This is a genomic window from Ruegeria sp. BC2 (genome assembly GCF_056539245.1).
This window is the reverse complement of record NZ_JBQFUQ010000001.1, coordinates 1,634,229-1,649,758: the sequence shown is the minus strand read 5'-3', so window position 1 is coordinate 1,649,758 and position 15,530 is coordinate 1,634,229. Positions and strand designations below refer to the sequence as shown.

The 15,530-nt window shown below is 62.3% G+C and carries 17 protein-coding genes and 1 riboswitch; of the genes, 7 read left to right on the top strand and 10 right to left on the bottom strand.

Annotated elements, in window-relative coordinates:
* Positions 1-39: 39 nt before the first annotated feature.
* The 5 genes from ACR0CU_RS08145 to ACR0CU_RS08125 form a co-directional block, all read right to left on the bottom strand.
* Positions 40-708: a Crp/Fnr family transcriptional regulator gene (locus ACR0CU_RS08145; RefSeq protein WP_170337872.1), complete on the bottom strand. Its 669-nt coding sequence runs from the start codon at positions 706-708 to the stop codon at positions 40-42.
* 131 nt (positions 709-839) lie between these two features.
* Positions 840-1,445 carry an inner membrane-spanning protein YciB gene (locus ACR0CU_RS08140; protein ID WP_170363125.1) on the bottom strand — a complete coding sequence of 202 codons (606 nt, stop codon included), beginning with the start codon at positions 1,443-1,445 and terminating at the stop codon, positions 840-842.
* Between the two features lie 17 nt (positions 1,446-1,462).
* Positions 1,463-2,365 carry an EamA family transporter gene (locus ACR0CU_RS08135; protein WP_093963009.1) on the bottom strand — a complete coding sequence of 301 codons (903 nt, stop codon included), beginning with the start codon at positions 2,363-2,365 and terminating at the stop codon, positions 1,463-1,465.
* 79 nt (positions 2,366-2,444) lie between these two features.
* Positions 2,445-3,596, bottom strand: coding sequence for a signal recognition particle-docking protein FtsY (gene ftsY, locus ACR0CU_RS08130; protein WP_170446642.1), 1,152 nt, complete (start codon positions 3,594-3,596; stop codon positions 2,445-2,447).
* 57 nt (positions 3,597-3,653) lie between these two features.
* A complete protein-coding gene (locus ACR0CU_RS08125) occupies positions 3,654-4,289 on the bottom strand; it encodes a lysoplasmalogenase (protein ID WP_170446640.1) in 636 nt (211 codons plus the stop codon).
* Positions 4,290-4,416: 127 nt separating this feature from the next.
* On the opposite strand from ACR0CU_RS08125, the gene ACR0CU_RS08120 reads away from it, so the two are divergent.
* Positions 4,417-4,809 (top strand): hypothetical protein, encoded by a 393-nt coding sequence (locus tag ACR0CU_RS08120; RefSeq protein ID WP_170368712.1) that lies wholly within the window; start codon positions 4,417-4,419, stop codon positions 4,807-4,809.
* Between the two features lie 13 nt (positions 4,810-4,822).
* On the opposite strand, the gene xseA is transcribed toward ACR0CU_RS08120, so the two are convergent.
* On the bottom strand, positions 4,823-6,316 hold the full coding sequence (gene xseA / locus ACR0CU_RS08115; protein WP_480642795.1) for an exodeoxyribonuclease VII large subunit: 1,494 nt from the start codon (positions 6,314-6,316) through the stop codon (positions 4,823-4,825).
* A gap of 74 nt (positions 6,317-6,390) precedes the next feature.
* Between xseA and purD the strand changes: the two genes are divergently transcribed.
* On the top strand, positions 6,391-7,653 hold the full coding sequence (gene purD, locus ACR0CU_RS08110) for a phosphoribosylamine--glycine ligase (protein WP_170446636.1): 1,263 nt from the start codon (positions 6,391-6,393) through the stop codon (positions 7,651-7,653).
* Between the two features lie 52 nt (positions 7,654-7,705).
* On the opposite strand, the gene ACR0CU_RS08105 is transcribed toward purD, so the two are convergent.
* Entirely contained in the window at positions 7,706-8,452 is a 747-nt protein-coding gene (locus ACR0CU_RS08105) for an FG-GAP repeat domain-containing protein (RefSeq protein WP_170447085.1), read from the bottom strand.
* Positions 8,453-8,484: 32 nt separating this feature from the next.
* Positions 8,485-8,808, bottom strand: a complete 324-nt coding sequence (locus ACR0CU_RS08100; RefSeq protein ID WP_093962514.1) for a 2Fe-2S iron-sulfur cluster-binding protein — start codon at positions 8,806-8,808, stop codon at positions 8,485-8,487.
* Between the two features lie 262 nt (positions 8,809-9,070).
* Between ACR0CU_RS08100 and ACR0CU_RS08095 the strand changes: the two genes are divergently transcribed.
* The 3 genes from ACR0CU_RS08095 (at position 9,071) to ACR0CU_RS08085 (ending at position 10,774) form a co-directional block, all read left to right on the top strand.
* Positions 9,071-9,385: a hypothetical protein gene (locus ACR0CU_RS08095; protein WP_093962513.1), complete on the top strand. Its 315-nt coding sequence runs from the start codon at positions 9,071-9,073 to the stop codon at positions 9,383-9,385.
* A gap of 102 nt (positions 9,386-9,487) precedes the next feature.
* Positions 9,488-9,925 carry an OB-fold nucleic acid binding domain-containing protein gene (locus tag ACR0CU_RS08090; RefSeq protein ID WP_170358563.1) on the top strand — a complete coding sequence of 146 codons (438 nt, stop codon included), beginning with the start codon at positions 9,488-9,490 and terminating at the stop codon, positions 9,923-9,925.
* Between the two features lie 36 nt (positions 9,926-9,961).
* The gene (locus ACR0CU_RS08085; protein WP_170446633.1) at positions 9,962-10,774 is read left to right on the top strand and encodes a class I SAM-dependent methyltransferase; all 813 of its coding nucleotides are present in this window, start codon (positions 9,962-9,964) and stop codon (positions 10,772-10,774) included.
* A gap of 49 nt (positions 10,775-10,823) precedes the next feature.
* Here the strand turns inward: ACR0CU_RS08085 and ACR0CU_RS08080 are convergent, their stop codons facing one another.
* Both ACR0CU_RS08080 and ACR0CU_RS08075 read right to left on the bottom strand, forming a co-directional pair.
* Positions 10,824-11,891 (bottom strand): Hint domain-containing protein, encoded by a 1,068-nt coding sequence (locus ACR0CU_RS08080; protein WP_254437556.1) that lies wholly within the window; start codon positions 11,889-11,891, stop codon positions 10,824-10,826.
* 129 nt (positions 11,892-12,020) lie between these two features.
* Complete coding sequence (locus tag ACR0CU_RS08075; protein ID WP_170446631.1) at positions 12,021-12,719, bottom strand: glutathione S-transferase N-terminal domain-containing protein; 699 nt, start codon at positions 12,717-12,719, stop codon at positions 12,021-12,023.
* Between the two features lie 105 nt (positions 12,720-12,824).
* A riboswitch (SAM riboswitch) is annotated at positions 12,825-12,902 on the top strand.
* Positions 12,903-12,969: 67 nt separating this feature from the next.
* On the opposite strand from ACR0CU_RS08075, the gene metZ reads away from it, so the two are divergent.
* Entirely contained in the window at positions 12,970-14,160 is a 1,191-nt protein-coding gene (gene metZ / locus ACR0CU_RS08070) for an O-succinylhomoserine sulfhydrylase (protein ID WP_170446629.1), read from the top strand.
* A gap of 192 nt (positions 14,161-14,352) precedes the next feature.
* Entirely contained in the window at positions 14,353-15,456 is a 1,104-nt protein-coding gene (gene folE2, locus ACR0CU_RS08065) for a GTP cyclohydrolase FolE2 (protein ID WP_170446627.1), read from the top strand.
* Positions 15,457-15,530 lie beyond the last annotated feature (74 nt).

Here is a 15,530-nt window from a genome sequence, read left to right as displayed (position 1 = left end):
TGAAGCGGATCACATCCGGGCCATTTTCCGGGCAGCAGGTCAGATCAGATCGGATTCGGCGAGTTGGCGCAGGGCGTCAAAGTCGTGGATCTGCAGCCCACCGCGCGAAGCCTCGACCACGTTCGAGCGTTTCCACGTCGAGATCGTCTTGGATACCGCCTCGCGCGTCGCGCCGACGAATTCCGCTAGCTCGCTCTGCGACAGGGCGATGCGCTCGGACGGCGCGTCCTGCTGGTTGGCCAGAAGCAGAAGCTTTCGCGCAAGTCGCACAGGCATCGGCAGGAATACCTGCTCGTTCAACTGCGCCCCCATCCAGCGCATGCGCAGTCCGGCCAGCCGGATCATGTCCTCGGCCAGTTCGGGGTGCTTGCGGATTTGTTCCATCAGATCCTTGCGGCGCACGCGCAGTACACGCGACGGCTCGGCTGCGGTGATGGTGGCGGTGCGCGGGCCGCTGTCGAAGAGGGCGATTTCGCCGAACACTTCGCCCGGGCGCATCAGGCTGAGCGCCAACTTGCGCCCGCTCATGGCCAGGAAGGACACCTCCAAAGCGCCTTCCAGCAAGGCATAGAGGGCGTCCCCCTCGTCGCCTTGTTCGAACAAGACCTCGCCGCGGTCCAGCGAGACAGAAGTGGCTAGCGCAGAGAGCATATCACGAAGCCGGTCTGAAGCTTCGGACAGGAACCCGCTGTTCGGAAAGGCGGTCATGGAAGACACGGTTCTCCGGATGAGTGGTGTGGGTGGTTTCCCAGCTTTCCACAGCTTTGGAGCTAAGCCAAGGATTTTATCCGGTTTTCCTAAGGTTTCCCCAAGGTCCGCCGGCCCGTGTCAGGGACGCATTACTGCTTGTCCGGATCGTCCATATAGCTTTGCAGGATGCTGAATTGCAGCATCAGGAACCCCATCAAAGCGATCGGAAAGCCAAAGGTTTCGATCTTGACCCACAAATCGGTGGACAGGGTGCGCCAGACCAGTTCATTGGCCACGGCCAGCACGGCGAAACAGGCGCAAAGGCGGCGCGTCAGGATCATCCATCCCTCGTGGCGCATCGGCAGCATCTCGTCCAGAACATAGGCGAGGTAGGACTTGCCCTGCAGCAGACCGATGCCCAGCATCAGCGAGAAGAACCCGTAGACCAGCGTGGTCTTCATCTTGAAGAACCGCTCGTCGTTGAACCAGGCGGTCAGGCCACCGAAGAAGATGACCATGATGGCGGTGAAGATCTGCATCCGGCTGAGCTTGCCGGTCAGATACCACAGGATACCCATCGCCCCCAGCATCAGCGGAACGAAAATGATGGTGGCCACGATGAAGCCGGAATATTCGGTGCCGCCGATCAGAAAGCTGTCGTCGCGCAGGCGCAGGTAGATGAAGAAGAAGGCCAGCGGTGGTCCCAGTTCCAGCACCTGTTTCAGAAACGGATTGATCTCTTTCTTGTCTGCCATGCCTGTCGTCCTGCTGTTCACCCGCCCATTTCAACTATAACCGCGCCCAATGCAATCAATGCCATCAGGATAATGCGCCGAGGCCCCACGGTCTCCTTCAGGGCCAGCCAGCCGATCAGGGCGGCAAAGACGGTCGAGGTTTCGCGCAGTACCGCGGCTTCGCCGACCTTGTCCAGCCGGGTGGCCAGCATGATCGCTCCGAAAGACATGGGGGCGATAAGCCCGCCTGCAAGCCCCCGCAGCATCAACGGCCCGATTGCCGGACGGTGAACCATCGCCCGCCAGCGCAGGAAGGCGTAGATCGGCATTGTCGCCCCGTCGATCATGAAGAACCAGGCCAGAAAGGTGAACGGATCGGCCGTGGCGCGGATGCCGTAGGCGTCATACGTGGTGTAGAGCGCCACGAAGAGGCCGGTTGCAACCGCAAGGGCCAATGCGATGCCTAAAGTCTCGCGGTTGGTTTCCAGGAAGCGGAAATTGTAGGCGGCCAGCCCGAAGATGCCGGTCAGCAGCACGGCAACGCCCAGCCATTGGGTCGGTGAGAAGGTTTCATTGAACAGAAGATAGGCGCCGATGACGGTGAACAGTGGGCCGGTGCCACGCACCACCGGGTAAACCACGGTGTAGGACCCCTTGGTATAGGCCATCGCCTGCAGCGTCTTGTAGGCGACATGGATCAGCCAGACCACGGCGAATATCGGCCACATGAAAGGTTCGGGCCAGGGCACGACGAAGAACGCAAAGGGTGCGGCCATCAGGCAATAGCAGGCGTCGATCGCGCCGCGCGACAGCCAGGGGTCGTGCCGACCCTTCTGCAGCGCGCCGAACACCGCATGCAGAAAGGCCGCCATCAGGGCGAGGCCAAGGGCCAGCCTGTGTCCGGCCTCGGTGCCTTCGAGAGAGATCAGCCAGTCGCTCACGCTGCGGGTCTTTCGCTGGTGGAGAAGCTGGGGGTTTTCCACCCCCAGACCCCTGAGGATATTTGGGGCCCGATGAAGGTCAGTTGCTGTCGAGCCCGGTCAGGGCGGCGGCGAATTCCTCGGGGTCGAAGGGGGCCAGATCGTCGATCTGTTCGCCGACGCCGATGGCGTGGATCGGCAGGCCGAACTTGTCGGCCAGCGCCACAAGCACGCCGCCCTTGGCCGTGCCGTCGAGCTTGGTCATCACCAGGCCCGAGACATCGGCCAGCTTGCGGAAGGTTTCCACCTGGCTGAGCGCGTTCTGGCCGGTGGTGGCGTCGAGCACCAGCAGGGTGTTGTGCGGGGCGGTTTCGTCGATCTTGCGGATGACGCGGACGATCTTGGCCAGCTCCTCCATCAGGTCGGCGCGGTTCTGCAGGCGGCCGGCAGTGTCGATCATCAGCAGGTCGGCGCCGTCGGCCTGCGCCTTGGTCAGGGCGTCGAAGGCCAGCGAGGCAGGGTCGGAGCCTTCGGGCGCGGTGAGGACGGGAACTCCGGCGCGGTCGCCCCAGACCTGCAGCTGTTCCACCGCGGCGGCGCGGAAAGTATCGCCTGCGGCGATGACTACCTTTTTGCCGGCGGCCTTGAACTGGCTGGCCAGCTTTCCGATGGTCGTGGTCTTGCCCGAGCCGTTGACGCCCACCACCAGCACCACCTGCGGACGCTTGGGGTAGAGGGGCATCGGTTTGGCAACCGGCTCCATCACGCGGGCGATTTCCTGCGCCAGCAGTTGCTTGATTTCTTGGGTCGAGAGTTTGCGGCCATAGCGCCCCTCGGCCATGTTGGCGGTGACGCGCAGGGCGGTGTCGACGCCCATGTCCGAGGCGATCAGCAATTCCTCGAGCTGTTCGAGCATGTCGTCGTCCAGTGTGCGGCGCACCACAGGCCCGGCATCGCCGCGACCGAAGAGACGCCCGATCAGGCCCTTGGATTGCGCCTGTTCCGGCAGTTCCGGCGGAGGGGGGGCGGGGGTTGGGTCGGCCGGCTCGGGCGAAGGCGTCTCGACCGGTTGCGGTGTGGGCGTGGGTTCGGGGATTTCCGGGACGGGTTGCGGCTCGGGCTCGGGCTGGGGGATCACCGGGTCAGGGGCGGTGGTTTCTTCGCCGCCGTCCTCGACGATTGCCTCAAGCCCCTGTTCGAGGCGGGACGAGGATTTGAACAGCCGGTCCTTGAGCTTGGTAAAAAACGCCATCTTGGTCTCCGCAGGTGTTCCCTTCACCTAATGCGGAATGGCGGCAGTTGCAAAGGGTCAGGTGAAAGCCAGGAAAAAGCCAAACTGCGCACCCCAGTAGAGCGGCCAGACCAGGTATGGCGTCAGCCGCAGGGCCGGGTGGCCGGACGGCAGCAGGAACCTTTCGGTTGCCAGGATCAGGTCCGAGGCGATGAAGGCCATCGCGGCCGGCAATGCCCATCGCAGCGCCCCGGCCTCGGGCAGGGCCAAGACGGTGATGCCCATGCCCAGAATGATCGGGATATAGGCCAGGACCGGTCCGCGCAGATCACCGGCCCGCTGGGCCAGCAGCGTGGCCATCACGATGCCCAGAATGACCAGCGTCCAGGCGTATCCGGGTTTGTCCAGGATCAGGTCGGTGTCGCTTGCCGGATGGGTCAGGAATAGGGCGATGTATACCAGATGCCCGGCGGCGAACGCCCCGATGCCGGCCATGAAGGTGCCTTCGGTCTCACGCGATAGAAGGGCGTCGCCCAAGGCGCAGAGAGACAGCGCGAGGATCAGAAGCAGAGGGCCGGACTGCACCGCCGCCTCGACCGCCAGCAGGGCGACGCTGGCGGTTTTCAACGCCGTGCGTAGCAGGCTGGCCGGACGGGCCGTCAGGGCCAGGTAGGCCAGGGCACAGGCCAGCGCCGCGAGTACGAGTATCGTCATGTCCTGCCTTCCGATGGCTCCGATGCAATGCAGTGTCGCCGCGGAGTGAGTTTACGCTCAACCCATAACGTTGGGGCAGGGCGTTCCAAGATTGGCGCGCGGCCGTGGCATCTGCCAGAATGAAACGATGTGGATACGTTCGTTGATTCTCGGATCTTTGCTGGCCCAGCCGGTCGTCGCGCAGTCTCTGTCAGGGGCGGAATTCGATGCCTACACGCGCGGTAAAACCCTGTTCTACGACTTTGGTGGAACGACTTATGGCGTCGAACGGTATTTGCCCAACCGGCGCGTGGTCTGGTCGTTTCTGGATGGCGACTGCAAGGAGGGCATCTGGTACGAACAGAACGGCCAGATTTGCTTTGTTTACGAAGACCGCACCGACCCGCAATGCTGGGTCTTTACCCGCTCGTCCCAGGGGTTAATCGCGCAGTTCGAGGGCAACCCCGAAGCCACCGAACTGTACGAAGCAGCCGACGTCGACGAAGATATGATCTGTTACGGACCCGAGGTCGGCGTCTGAACGTGGGTCTTCGTCAGAACAACGATCCTTGATCCGGGGCCGGTGGCTTGGACGGTTTCTTGGCGGTCGGGGTTGTCCCGGACAGCGGTTCGGTCTTCAATTCTCCATCGGCAAACTCGATGGTCAGTGCAGCGTGCTTGCTGGCTTGCGCCTTTGTGGTGACCACGCCGCTTTCGGAATGCACCACGGCGTAGCCGCGTTGAAGCGTGGCTTTGTAGCTGAGCGTCTCGCGCAACCGGTCAGTCGCATCCAGTTGCTGGCGGAGCCGGTCCACCCGAAGGGTCTGCGCGGCCGTCATGCGCTGAGCCAGTTGATTGACTCGGTCGCGCTGCTGCTGGATGTCGCGTTGGATCGGGCGGATCGACAGGCGTGAGGACAGGTTGCGCAGCGTGTCCCGCCGCGCGGCCACGAGGTTGCGCAACGTTGACGGGCGCAGGTGCCCAGACAGTTCCACCACCTGCAAGCGGCGGTTCTGCACACCGCGTTGCAACGCAGGAGCCAGACGATCTGCAATCAGGTCCAGTCGCTGGCGCGGACCGTCCAGCAGAGTCTCGGGCCGCGGCAGGGCGCGCGACAGATCGCGCAGGCGTTGCGCCCGGCGTTGTACCGCGTCGGTGGCCGCGCGGGACAGACGCGCGCCCTGTTCGCCGGTCCAGGCCAGCAGTTCCATCCGCACCGGCACGGCCAGTTCGGCGGCGGCTGTGGGGGTCGGCGCGCGACGGTCCGAGACATAGTCGATCAGCGTGGTGTCGGTTTCGTGCCCCACCGCCGAGATCAGCGGGATCTCGGACGCGGCGGCGGCGCGGGCCACGATTTCCTCGTTGAAGCCCCACAGATCCTCGATCGAGCCACCACCGCGGGCGACGATGATCAGGTCGGGGCGGGGCAGCGCGCCGCCGGGTGTCAGGCGGTTGAGGCCCTGGATCGCGTTGGCGACCTCGGACGCGCAATTGGCGCCCTGCACGGCCACGGGCCAGATCAGCACCTTGCGCGGGAAACGGTCGCGCAGCCGGTGCAGGATGTCGCGGATCACCGCGCCCGAGGGCGAGGTGACGACGCCGATGATCTGCGGAAGGAAGGGCAGGGGTTTCTTGCGCTCGGGCGCGAACAGCCCTTCGGATTCGAGCTGTTTCTTGCGTTTTTCCAGCAGCGCCATCAGCGCGCCTTGCCCGGCTACGGCCACCTCGTCGACGTTCAGGTTGTATTTCGACTGCGCGCCAAATGCGGTGAGGCGGCCCGTGACGACGACTTCGAGCCCCTCTTCCGGCACCACCGACAGGCCCGCGATCTGGCCCTTCCACGTGGTGCAGGCCAGCACGTTCCGGTCGTCCTTGATGTCATAGTACAAATGCCCCGAGCGCGCCTTGAACACGCGCCCGACCTCGCCCCGCACGCGGATTCGGCCAAATGTGCCTTCCAGCGTGCGTTTCACCTCGCCCGAGATATCGGACACGGTGTATTCGGGCGTATTCTGGCCGGGAATTGGATCGTCAAGCAGGTCGGACATTTCAGCGCCTTGTTTCGATTGCCCGCGCAGCTTAGAACGCCGCGCAGGCAAGGCCAAGCAGATCGGAGACTTTCATGAACATCCTCATTCTCGGCAGCGGCGGGCGCGAACACAGCCTGGCTTGGGCGGTGATGCAAAACCCCAAATGCGACCGCCTGATCGTGGCGCCGGGCAATGCCGGGATCGCGCAGATCGCCGATTGCGCGGCGCTGGATATCGAGAATGGCGGCGCGGTGGTCAGCTTTGCCGAGGAAAACGCCATCGACTTCGTGATTGTCGGCCCCGAGGCGCCCTTGGCCGCCGGGGTGGCCGACCGGTTGCGCGAGGCGGGCATTCTGGTGTTCGGCCCCTCGGCCGAGGCAGCGCGGCTGGAAGCCTCGAAAAGTTTCACCAAAGAAATCTGCGATGCGGCCGGTGCACCGACCGCCGCCTATGCCCGGTTCACCGAGGCCGAGCCCGCCAAGGCCTATATCCGTCAGCAGGGCGCGCCGATCGTAGTCAAGGCCGACGGTCTGGCCGCGGGCAAGGGCGTGATCGTGGCGATGGATGAAGCGACCGCGCTGGATGCCGTGGACGACATGTTCGGCGGCGCCTTCGGCGGGGCCGGGGCCGAGGTGGTGATCGAGGAGTTCATGGACGGCGAAGAAGCCTCGCTGTTCGTGCTGTGCGACGGCGAGAACATCCTGTCGGTCGGCACCGCGCAGGACCACAAGCGCGTTGGCGAGGGCGATACCGGCCTGAACACCGGCGGCATGGGCGCCTATTCTCCGGCACCGGTTCTGAGCCCCGAGGTCGAAGAACGTGCGATGGAACAGATCGTGCGTCCGACGATGGCCGAGATGGCCCGGCGCGGCACGCCGTTTCAGGGGGTGCTGTATGCCGGGCTGATGATCAAGGGCGGGTTGCCGAGGCTGGTGGAATACAACGTGCGCTTTGGCGACCCGGAATGTCAGGTTCTGATGATGCGGCTGGGGGCGCAGGCGCTGGACCTGATGCATGCGGCGGCCGAGGGACGGCTGGACGAGGCGCGGGTCAACTGGGCCGACGATCACGCCTTGACCGTGGTGATGGCCGCGCAGGGCTATCCCGGGGCATATGAAAAAGGCAGCGTGATCCGGGGGCTGGATGACTTGCCCGAGGACAGCAGCTATATGGTTTTTCACGCAGGCACCAAAGCGCAGGACGGGCAGATTGTGGCCTCAGGGGGCCGGGTTCTGAACGTGACGGCGCGCGGAGCAACACTGCAGGAGGCGCGTGACAACGCTTATGCGATGGTCGAGGCCATCGATTGGCCGGGCGGCTTCTATCGCAGCGATATTGGGTGGCGGGCGCTTTAAGGGCCCGCAGGTAAAGGGGGCCTCGGGATTTCTTGACCAGATGAACCCCGGATCAGCAGTTCAACGCGCTCATAAGGGCTTGTCGGTTTTTTAACGGGCCAAGATCCTGGGTTTGCCAGCCGCCATCGTAGCGGACGGCAATGATCCGGCGCCAATCGCCGCTGGCGACGATCAGCTCGGGTTGGCCGTTGCAGGTACGAAGCCCGCCTGAAATGAAATCCTCTCCGATCCGGTGATTGGTCAGGCCGGGGAGCGCGGCGATTTTCGTCAGTCGGCCGTCTGAGAAGCGCCAGATGCGCAGGATTTTTGCCAAGTGGGGGCGATCGACATAGGCGATTTCGACATGTCCGTCGCCGTCGAGGTCGGCGGCTCCGACCGGGGCAAGCCAACGGAAACGGGTGCCGATATGCGGTGTCGCCGTCATTCGGCCCTGCGGGCCGTAGATGGCAAGGCGCGCGCCCTGTCGTGCGTCACTCTCCACCGCGATGACTTCTGGAAGACCGTCGCCCGTGACGTCGAACACGCGGGGCGCGAGATCTTCGAACACCAGATGATCGGGCAGCGCGAAGCTGCGGCGCTTGCCATTTGAAAGCGTGAGTTCAATCGAACCCCATTCGATCTGGTCACCCAGAACGCCGTGGGGATAGCGGTTGGTCGGATCCGTGTAGCGGGCGGTCGCTATGGTTTCGGCGGCCAAGGCAGGACCTGCCAGCCACAGGCATGCAGCCATCAGCGCGCCGCGCACCCGGCATGGCCAAAAGCGCACCGCCGGACGCGGCGCTTTGAAGCCGCAGCGCATGCCGCCGGACGAGCGGGGCATGCGTCGTCGCATCAGATCTGCTTTTCCGGCATCTGGACGACCAGCCCGTCCAGTTCGTCAGTCACCTTGATCTGGCAGGTCAGTCGCGAACGGGCCGGGTCGGGCTCGTAGGCGAAGTCCAGCATGTCTTCTTCCATGTCGTCCTTGGCAGGCAGTTTCTCGACCCAATCGGGATGGATGTAGACGTGACAGGTCGAGCAGGCGCAGGCGCCGCCGCAATCGGCCTCGATGCCGGGAATGTTGTTGTCACGGGCGCCTTCCATGACGGTCAGGCCGTTGGCGACCTCGACAGTGTGTTCGGTGCCGCCATGCTCGACATAGGTGATCTTTGCCATTGCTCGCGTCTTCCTTCTGCGGTGTTCAGGTTCCTCATTAGTCAAGGGATTTAGGTCTTTCCAGTGCCATTTGCGACCAATCGGGGCGTGATCGGGCAAACGGTCCGTCATTGTCGCCCAAATTCCACGCGTTCGCGCCGCAACCGAATGGTTTGGCCGGTTTGTTCCATCAAAGGTTGAGGCGCGGGTAACGGTTTCGATTGTTGCGTGCATGGATTTGTGTTCTGGTCGTGTGACCGTGATTTGATAAGGGAGTGAGCAGATGCCGTTGACGGTTCAGGACGCAAAGATTGTGGTTGGGATGAACGAGCGGGGCGATGCCGAGCATGACATTGCCGCGTGGTTTGGCGAAAGCCAGGCGAAAATCGTGGAGGTGATCGACGGGATCAGCCATGGTGCATTGGCAGCAGCGAATGACGATGAGCTTCATCCGGTCGGAGCACCGGGCCCCAAGGCTCTGCGGTTGCGCAGTGACGTTTTGCGGGCGCTGGATGCGTTGGACGGGGATGACCTGGCCAAGGCCAAGGCGGTTCTGCGGGAAGGTTTGGCCACGTTCAACGCGCATGACGCCAAGTGACCCTTGTCTGCGCTGCGGTCGCGCGTAGCGCATGACCTTTCTGGCTGTGGTTTCGGTCCCCTGCATCTGGACATTCAGGGCATTTGTTCTATTTTTGTTCTTATGCGTATCGCATCGACACCACAGCCCAGTTCGGGCCGCCCATGGCCCAGACCACCGGCTTGCCTTCCAGCCGACCGACTGGACGACCCGCCCGAGGGTGCGCGGGTTGCTGTGGCGGGATTGGTGATCCTGCGGCAGCGGCCTGGTACGGCCAAAGGGGTGATCTTCATCACGCTCGAAGACGAGACCGGCATCGTGAACGTGATTGTCTGGCGCAAGATCTATGAGCGGTTCCGCCGAGCGGTGATCTCGGGGCGGTTGCTGCGGGTAACCGGGCGGATGCAGCGGGCCCATGCGGTGACCCATGTGATCGCGGAAGAGATTGAGGACATATCGGGCATGCTGGACCTGCTGGTGCGGGGTGACGGGGCGGATGCCTACCGGCCCCAGCCGACTGCAGAGCACAATGAGTTCGCCAAAACGCGCAATTTCGGCTAGTCTTTTGCATCATGCGGTTGCCGGGGGGGAGCGCAGATGTCAACAAATTCGGCTGGTTTCGTGGGCAATATTCCAAGTCATTACGACGCGGGGTTGGGCCCGAATATCTTCACAGACTACGCAGACAGACTTGCCTCCCGTTGCGCCGAAGAGCCGGTGGCCAAGGCCATTGAACTGGCCGCGGGTACGGGGATCCTGAGCCGCAAGCTGTGCGATGTGCTGCCGAGCGAGGCCCAAGTTCTGATCTCGGACCTGAACGCGCCCATGCTGGAGGTTGCAAAGGCCAAATTCTCGGCGGCGGACAACGTCGAGTTCGCGGTCGTCAACGCGATGGATCTACCGTTCGAAGACGGCGCGTTCGACCTGATTACCTGCCAGTTCGGGGTCATGTTCTTTCCCGACAAACCCGCTTCGTTCCATGAGGCGGCGCGGGTGCTCAGACCGGGTGGGCGCTATGTTTTCAACGTGTGGAGCCCGATGTCCGAAAACCCGTTCTCGCAAGTCGCGCACGATGTGGGGGCGCATTTCTTTCCGCAGGATCCGCCGGGATTCTACAAGGTACCGTTTCACTATGGTGACCCCGAGGCTGTCCGGGCTGATCTGAGGGCCGCAGGCTGGACGGATATCGAACACGAAACGATCCGGTTGACGAAGACCATCGTCAACCCAGAAGCCTTTGCCCACGCTCTGGTTTTTGGCAACCCGTTGGTCGATGAGATACGAGAGCGCGGCGGCGTGGAACCCGCGGAGGTGGCGGCGCGGATGTTCTCTGAATTGAAGCGCGTCTTTGGTCCGCAGGGCATGACGATGCCACTGTCAGCGACCACGTTCGTCTGCCGAAAGACCTGACGGTAGGTCGCGGACACTCCGACCCGGGTCAGAAAATACCCAATGACGATCAGGCCAACAACGCCTGACTGTTCTTGAGGTGACGCGAAATCAGAGCGCGCTGCTTGTGACCCTTTGGGATCAGGGCGGCTGGCAGCGGTTCAAAGCCGGGGTCCTCAAGCTCTGGGAAAAGGGCCAATATCTCGGCGCGAGCCGCCTCGGGGATGGACTTCAACGCTTCGGGACCGGCGAACAGGCTTTCGCTTGGGGTGTCGTTGGCAAAGATGACCTGATGCGTGTCGAAAAGAAGGTGGAAATAGCAAACGGACTCCGTGGCACAGACCCGGTCAATGCCGTCCAGCGGCAGCAGCGACTTGGCCGAAACCAGCACCTCGTTGGTGTTGAACATGCGCTGCGCGATCTTTGACCGCACCAGAATGCGGTGCTGGGGTGAAACGATCAGGTCCTGTGTTGGCAGCCCTGCGCAGAGCGCGCCGGCGGAAATCCGGATTGGAACCAGTTTCGGATTGGCGGAGAAGTCGACGCTGTCCAGCTCACGGCGCCCGATCCAGCGGATCGGTTCATAGCTGCCGGCGTAGGTCAGAACCAGATCTCCGACCGACAAGTCTTCGATCCTTGTTGTCCCGTCCTTGGTGGTGATCAGTGTGCCGGCGGTAAAGCATGGGACATTCGAAATCGGCGATGCCTGACCATCACTGCTGCCGGCAACCTCATAGGTCGTACCGGGCGTTGGCAGGACGGGGCCGCTGATGCCGACATTCACGCCATCGATGCGAATGACCCAGAACGTGTCGCCGGAGGTTGTCGTAAAACCGAACTCAAGCTCGACCTGATCGCCGGGCTGAAAGGTCTGTCCGTTGATCGTCACCGCCTGGCTCAATACCTGGTCGTTGTTGGCCGTACTGGGCGACGACCCGTCGCCGGGCGTGTCGATGTAACCGTCCGAAAACAGCTGGCTGGCCGTGCCGTCGTCATCCTCGACGTTGATGACGGTCAGCGCTGCACCAGCATTCAGGGAAAAGGTCGTTCCGACAGGATAGCCGACAGTGTTGTTCGTCGATGCGCCGGTCCATTGGTCGAACCCGTAAATCGGAACCGTGAAATTGAATGTCGCCAAACCTTAACTCCTTGTTACCGCTTGTAGTTACAGAACGGCCAACGCGCAATTCAACTGTCGTCAGGGTCTTGATGCAGAAAGAGGTGCGATACGCTCCAAGTTGCCTGAAATTTCAGCATTTGGTGAACGCTACCGTTTGAACAGAACGTTCTGCGCGTCTTTGCTGCGATGGTCTCCGCGCAGCTCGGCATGCAGGGCACGTCCCGCCTGAACTCCGGGGCGGGCTCCCACGGTTTCCAGCCACCGGACAAAGTGGGGCTTGTACTCCAGCGTCTGCTGTTGACCCTCCCACAGGCTGGCCCAGCCCCAAATCGACATATCGGCGATCGAATAGAAGTCGCCGGCAACATACTCGTTGTCGGCAAGGCGCCGGTCCAGAACGCCGTACAGGCGCGCAACCTCGGTGCGATAGCGGTCCTTGGCATAGGGCAGGTCCTGCGGCGGGTCCAACTGGGGGGCATATTTCAGAAAGTGGTGTGCCTGACCGGCCATCGGTCCGACGCCACCCATCTGCCACATCAGCCATTCCTCGACCGCGATCCGGTCACGCTCGGTCGACCCGTAGAACTGGCCGGTCTTGCGGGCAAGGTACATCAGGATCGCGCCGCTTTCGAAAACCGAGATCGGCGCGCCATCCGGGCCGTCTGGGTCGACGATCGCAGGCATCCGGTTGTTGGGTGAGATTTTCAGAAACTCGGGCGCGAACTGATCGCCTTTGCCGATGTTTATGAGGTGGGTCTGGTAGGGCAGCCCCATCTCTTCAAGGGCAATGGATACTTTCCAGCCATTTGGCGTGGGCCAGAAATACAGATCGATCGGGTGTGTCATGGGGCCTCCGTGTTGCGGGACGATCATGAGCCATTCGCTGCAAAGGGCAAGTGCGCGGTGGATGTCGCGGCTTGACGCCCGCGCGCCCGAGGCGTATGCGCAATCCAGAAACCACGTGGCGATTTGTTACCGGATTGCGGGCCACGCTAAACAACACCGCTAAAAGGTCAGGATGAAAGACCCCTTTCGCTTGACCGCGTCTGGGGTTTTTTTGATTTGCCCTCGGGTTTCGGGGCCGAAAGGTAAAGACATGAGCGAAAGCTGGAACAAACGCACCCAAGCCGTCCACGGCGGTATCCGTCGCAGCCAGTACAACGAAGTCAGCGAGGCGATTTTCCTGACGCAGGGGTTCGTCTACGACACCGCCGAGCAGGCCGAAGCTCGGTTCATCGAGACTGGCCCGGACGAGTTCATCTATGCCCGTTATGGCAACCCGACGGTTGCGATGTTCGAACAGCGCATCGCTGCGCTTGAGGGGGCCGAGGATGGTTTTGCGACGGCGTCCGGTATGGCGGCCGTGAACGGGGCGCTGACCTCGATGCTGAAGGCGGGCGATCACGTGGTTTCGGCCAAGGCCCTGTTCGGGTCGTGCCTGTACATTCTGGAGAATATCCTGACCCGCTATGGTGTCGAGGTGACCTTTGTCGACGGTACGGACATGGACCAATGGAAGGCCGCGATCCGGCCCGACACCAAGGCCGTGTTCTTCGAATCCATGTCGAACCCCACGCTCGAAGTCATCGACATTCGCGCGGTGGCAGAACTGGCCCATGCGGTGGGGGCCACTGTGATCGTCGACAACGTGTTCTCGACCCCGGTGTTCTCGCAGGCGATCGCGCAGGGCGCGGATGTGGTGGTTTACTCGGCCACCAAGCATATCGACGGGCAGGGACGCGCGCTGGGCGGCGTGATCCTGGGCGCCAAGGAGTTCATTCGCGGAACGGTCGAGCCGTACCTCAAACACACGGGCGGCGCACTCAGCCCGTTCAACGCCTGGATCATGCTCAAGGGGCTGGAAACGTTGGCCCTGCGAGTCAATGCCCAGGCCGAGACGGCGCAGAAACTGGCCGACGCGCTGGAAGGCCATGAGACGCTGGAGCGGATCATGTATCCGGGCCTGAAATCTCATGCTCAGAACGCTCTGGTGCAGAGCCAACTGGGGGGCAAGGGCGGTACGGTCCTGTCGCTGGACATCAAGGGGGGCAAGGACGCGGCCTTCCGGTTCCTTAACGCGCTGACGATCCCGGTAATTTCGAACAATCTGGGCGATGCCAAGTCCATCGCAACCCATCCGGCAACGACCACGCACCAGCGGTTGAGCGATGCGCAGAAAGACGAATTGGGCATCACGCCCGGTTTGATCCGCTTTTCTGTCGGACTCGAAGATGCCGACGATCTGCTGGAGGATATCCGGCAGGCATTGTCGGCTGCTGCGGTGTGACGGCGGACACGCGCCGTTGAACACATCGGCAACCGCGCAATGTCGCCCGGGTAAAAGGGCGCAATCCGTTCGGAAATGGCGGTTTTGCGATGGTTTTTTCGATCCGGGCTGCTATCTCACCCGTATTGGGTTACACTGCGGTTTCCGCCGCAGTCACAGATGGCCTGACGACACACCGAGGATACGCAGCCGATGAACATTCATTCGCGCGACATTGACGAAAAACCTGATCGGGACGAGGCCGCTGAGGCTCTCAAGGTTCTGCGGAAATGGGCAAAGGGCGCCAGCGAGGCCGAGATCAGCCAGCTTGATCCAGCCGTGGCGCGTTTGGTGCCCGGATTGATACCGGACAACTACCCTTCGATGTCACGTGAATACCCCGAAGACTTCAAAGTCGACGAAGCCTACAAATCTGCGTTGCCCGATCTCCAGAACGGCCCGTCAAGCCTGATCCGCGGTGCGAAACAGCAGATCCAGCATGTGGGCATCTCGAATTTCCGCCTGCCGATCCGATTTCACAGCAAGAACGGTCCGGACCTGACGCTGGAAACCTCGGTTACGGGCACCGTCAGCCTCGAAGCCGAGAAAAAGGGCATCAACATGTCCCGGATCATGCGGTCCTTCTACAAGCATGCCGAGCGTACGTTCAGTTTCGAGGTGATGGAATCCGCCCTGAGCGATTATCTGACCGACCTCGACAGTTTCGATGCAAGGCTTCAGATGCGCTTCTCCTATCCCGATCGGGTCAAAAGCCTGCGTTCGGGGCTTGAGGGATATCAGTATTACGACATCGCGCTTGAACTGGTCGAACAGGGCGGCGTGCGTCAGAAGATCATGCATCTCGACTATGTCTATTCTTCGACCTGCCCATGCTCGCTGGAACTCAGCGAACACGCCCGGTCGGTGCGCGGACAGCTTGCGACGCCGCATTCGCAGCGGTCCGTGGCGCGCATTTCGGTCGTGGTCGATTGTGACGCCGATTGCCTGTGGTTCGAGGATCTGATCGCCCTGTGCCGCCGTGCCGTCCCCACCGAAACCCAGGTGATGGTCAAGCGCGAAGACGAACAGGCCTTTGCTGAGCTGAACGCCGCCAGCCCCATCTTTGTCGAAGACGCCGCGCGTCTGTTCTGTGCCGAGCTGCTGGCCGATCATCACGTCGGTGACTTCCGCGTCATCGCCAGCCATCAGGAAAGTCTGCACAGCCACGATGCGGTGTCGATTCTGACCGAGGGGCCGACATTTGCATCCACCAGCTTGGACCCGCGCCTGTTCACGACGCTGTTCCACGTCGGCTGACCCAAAAAACGCCGCGAAAACCGGCGTATATTGGGCGGTAGGCGCCTTTTTGCCGCAATGCAGCGGAAAATGCT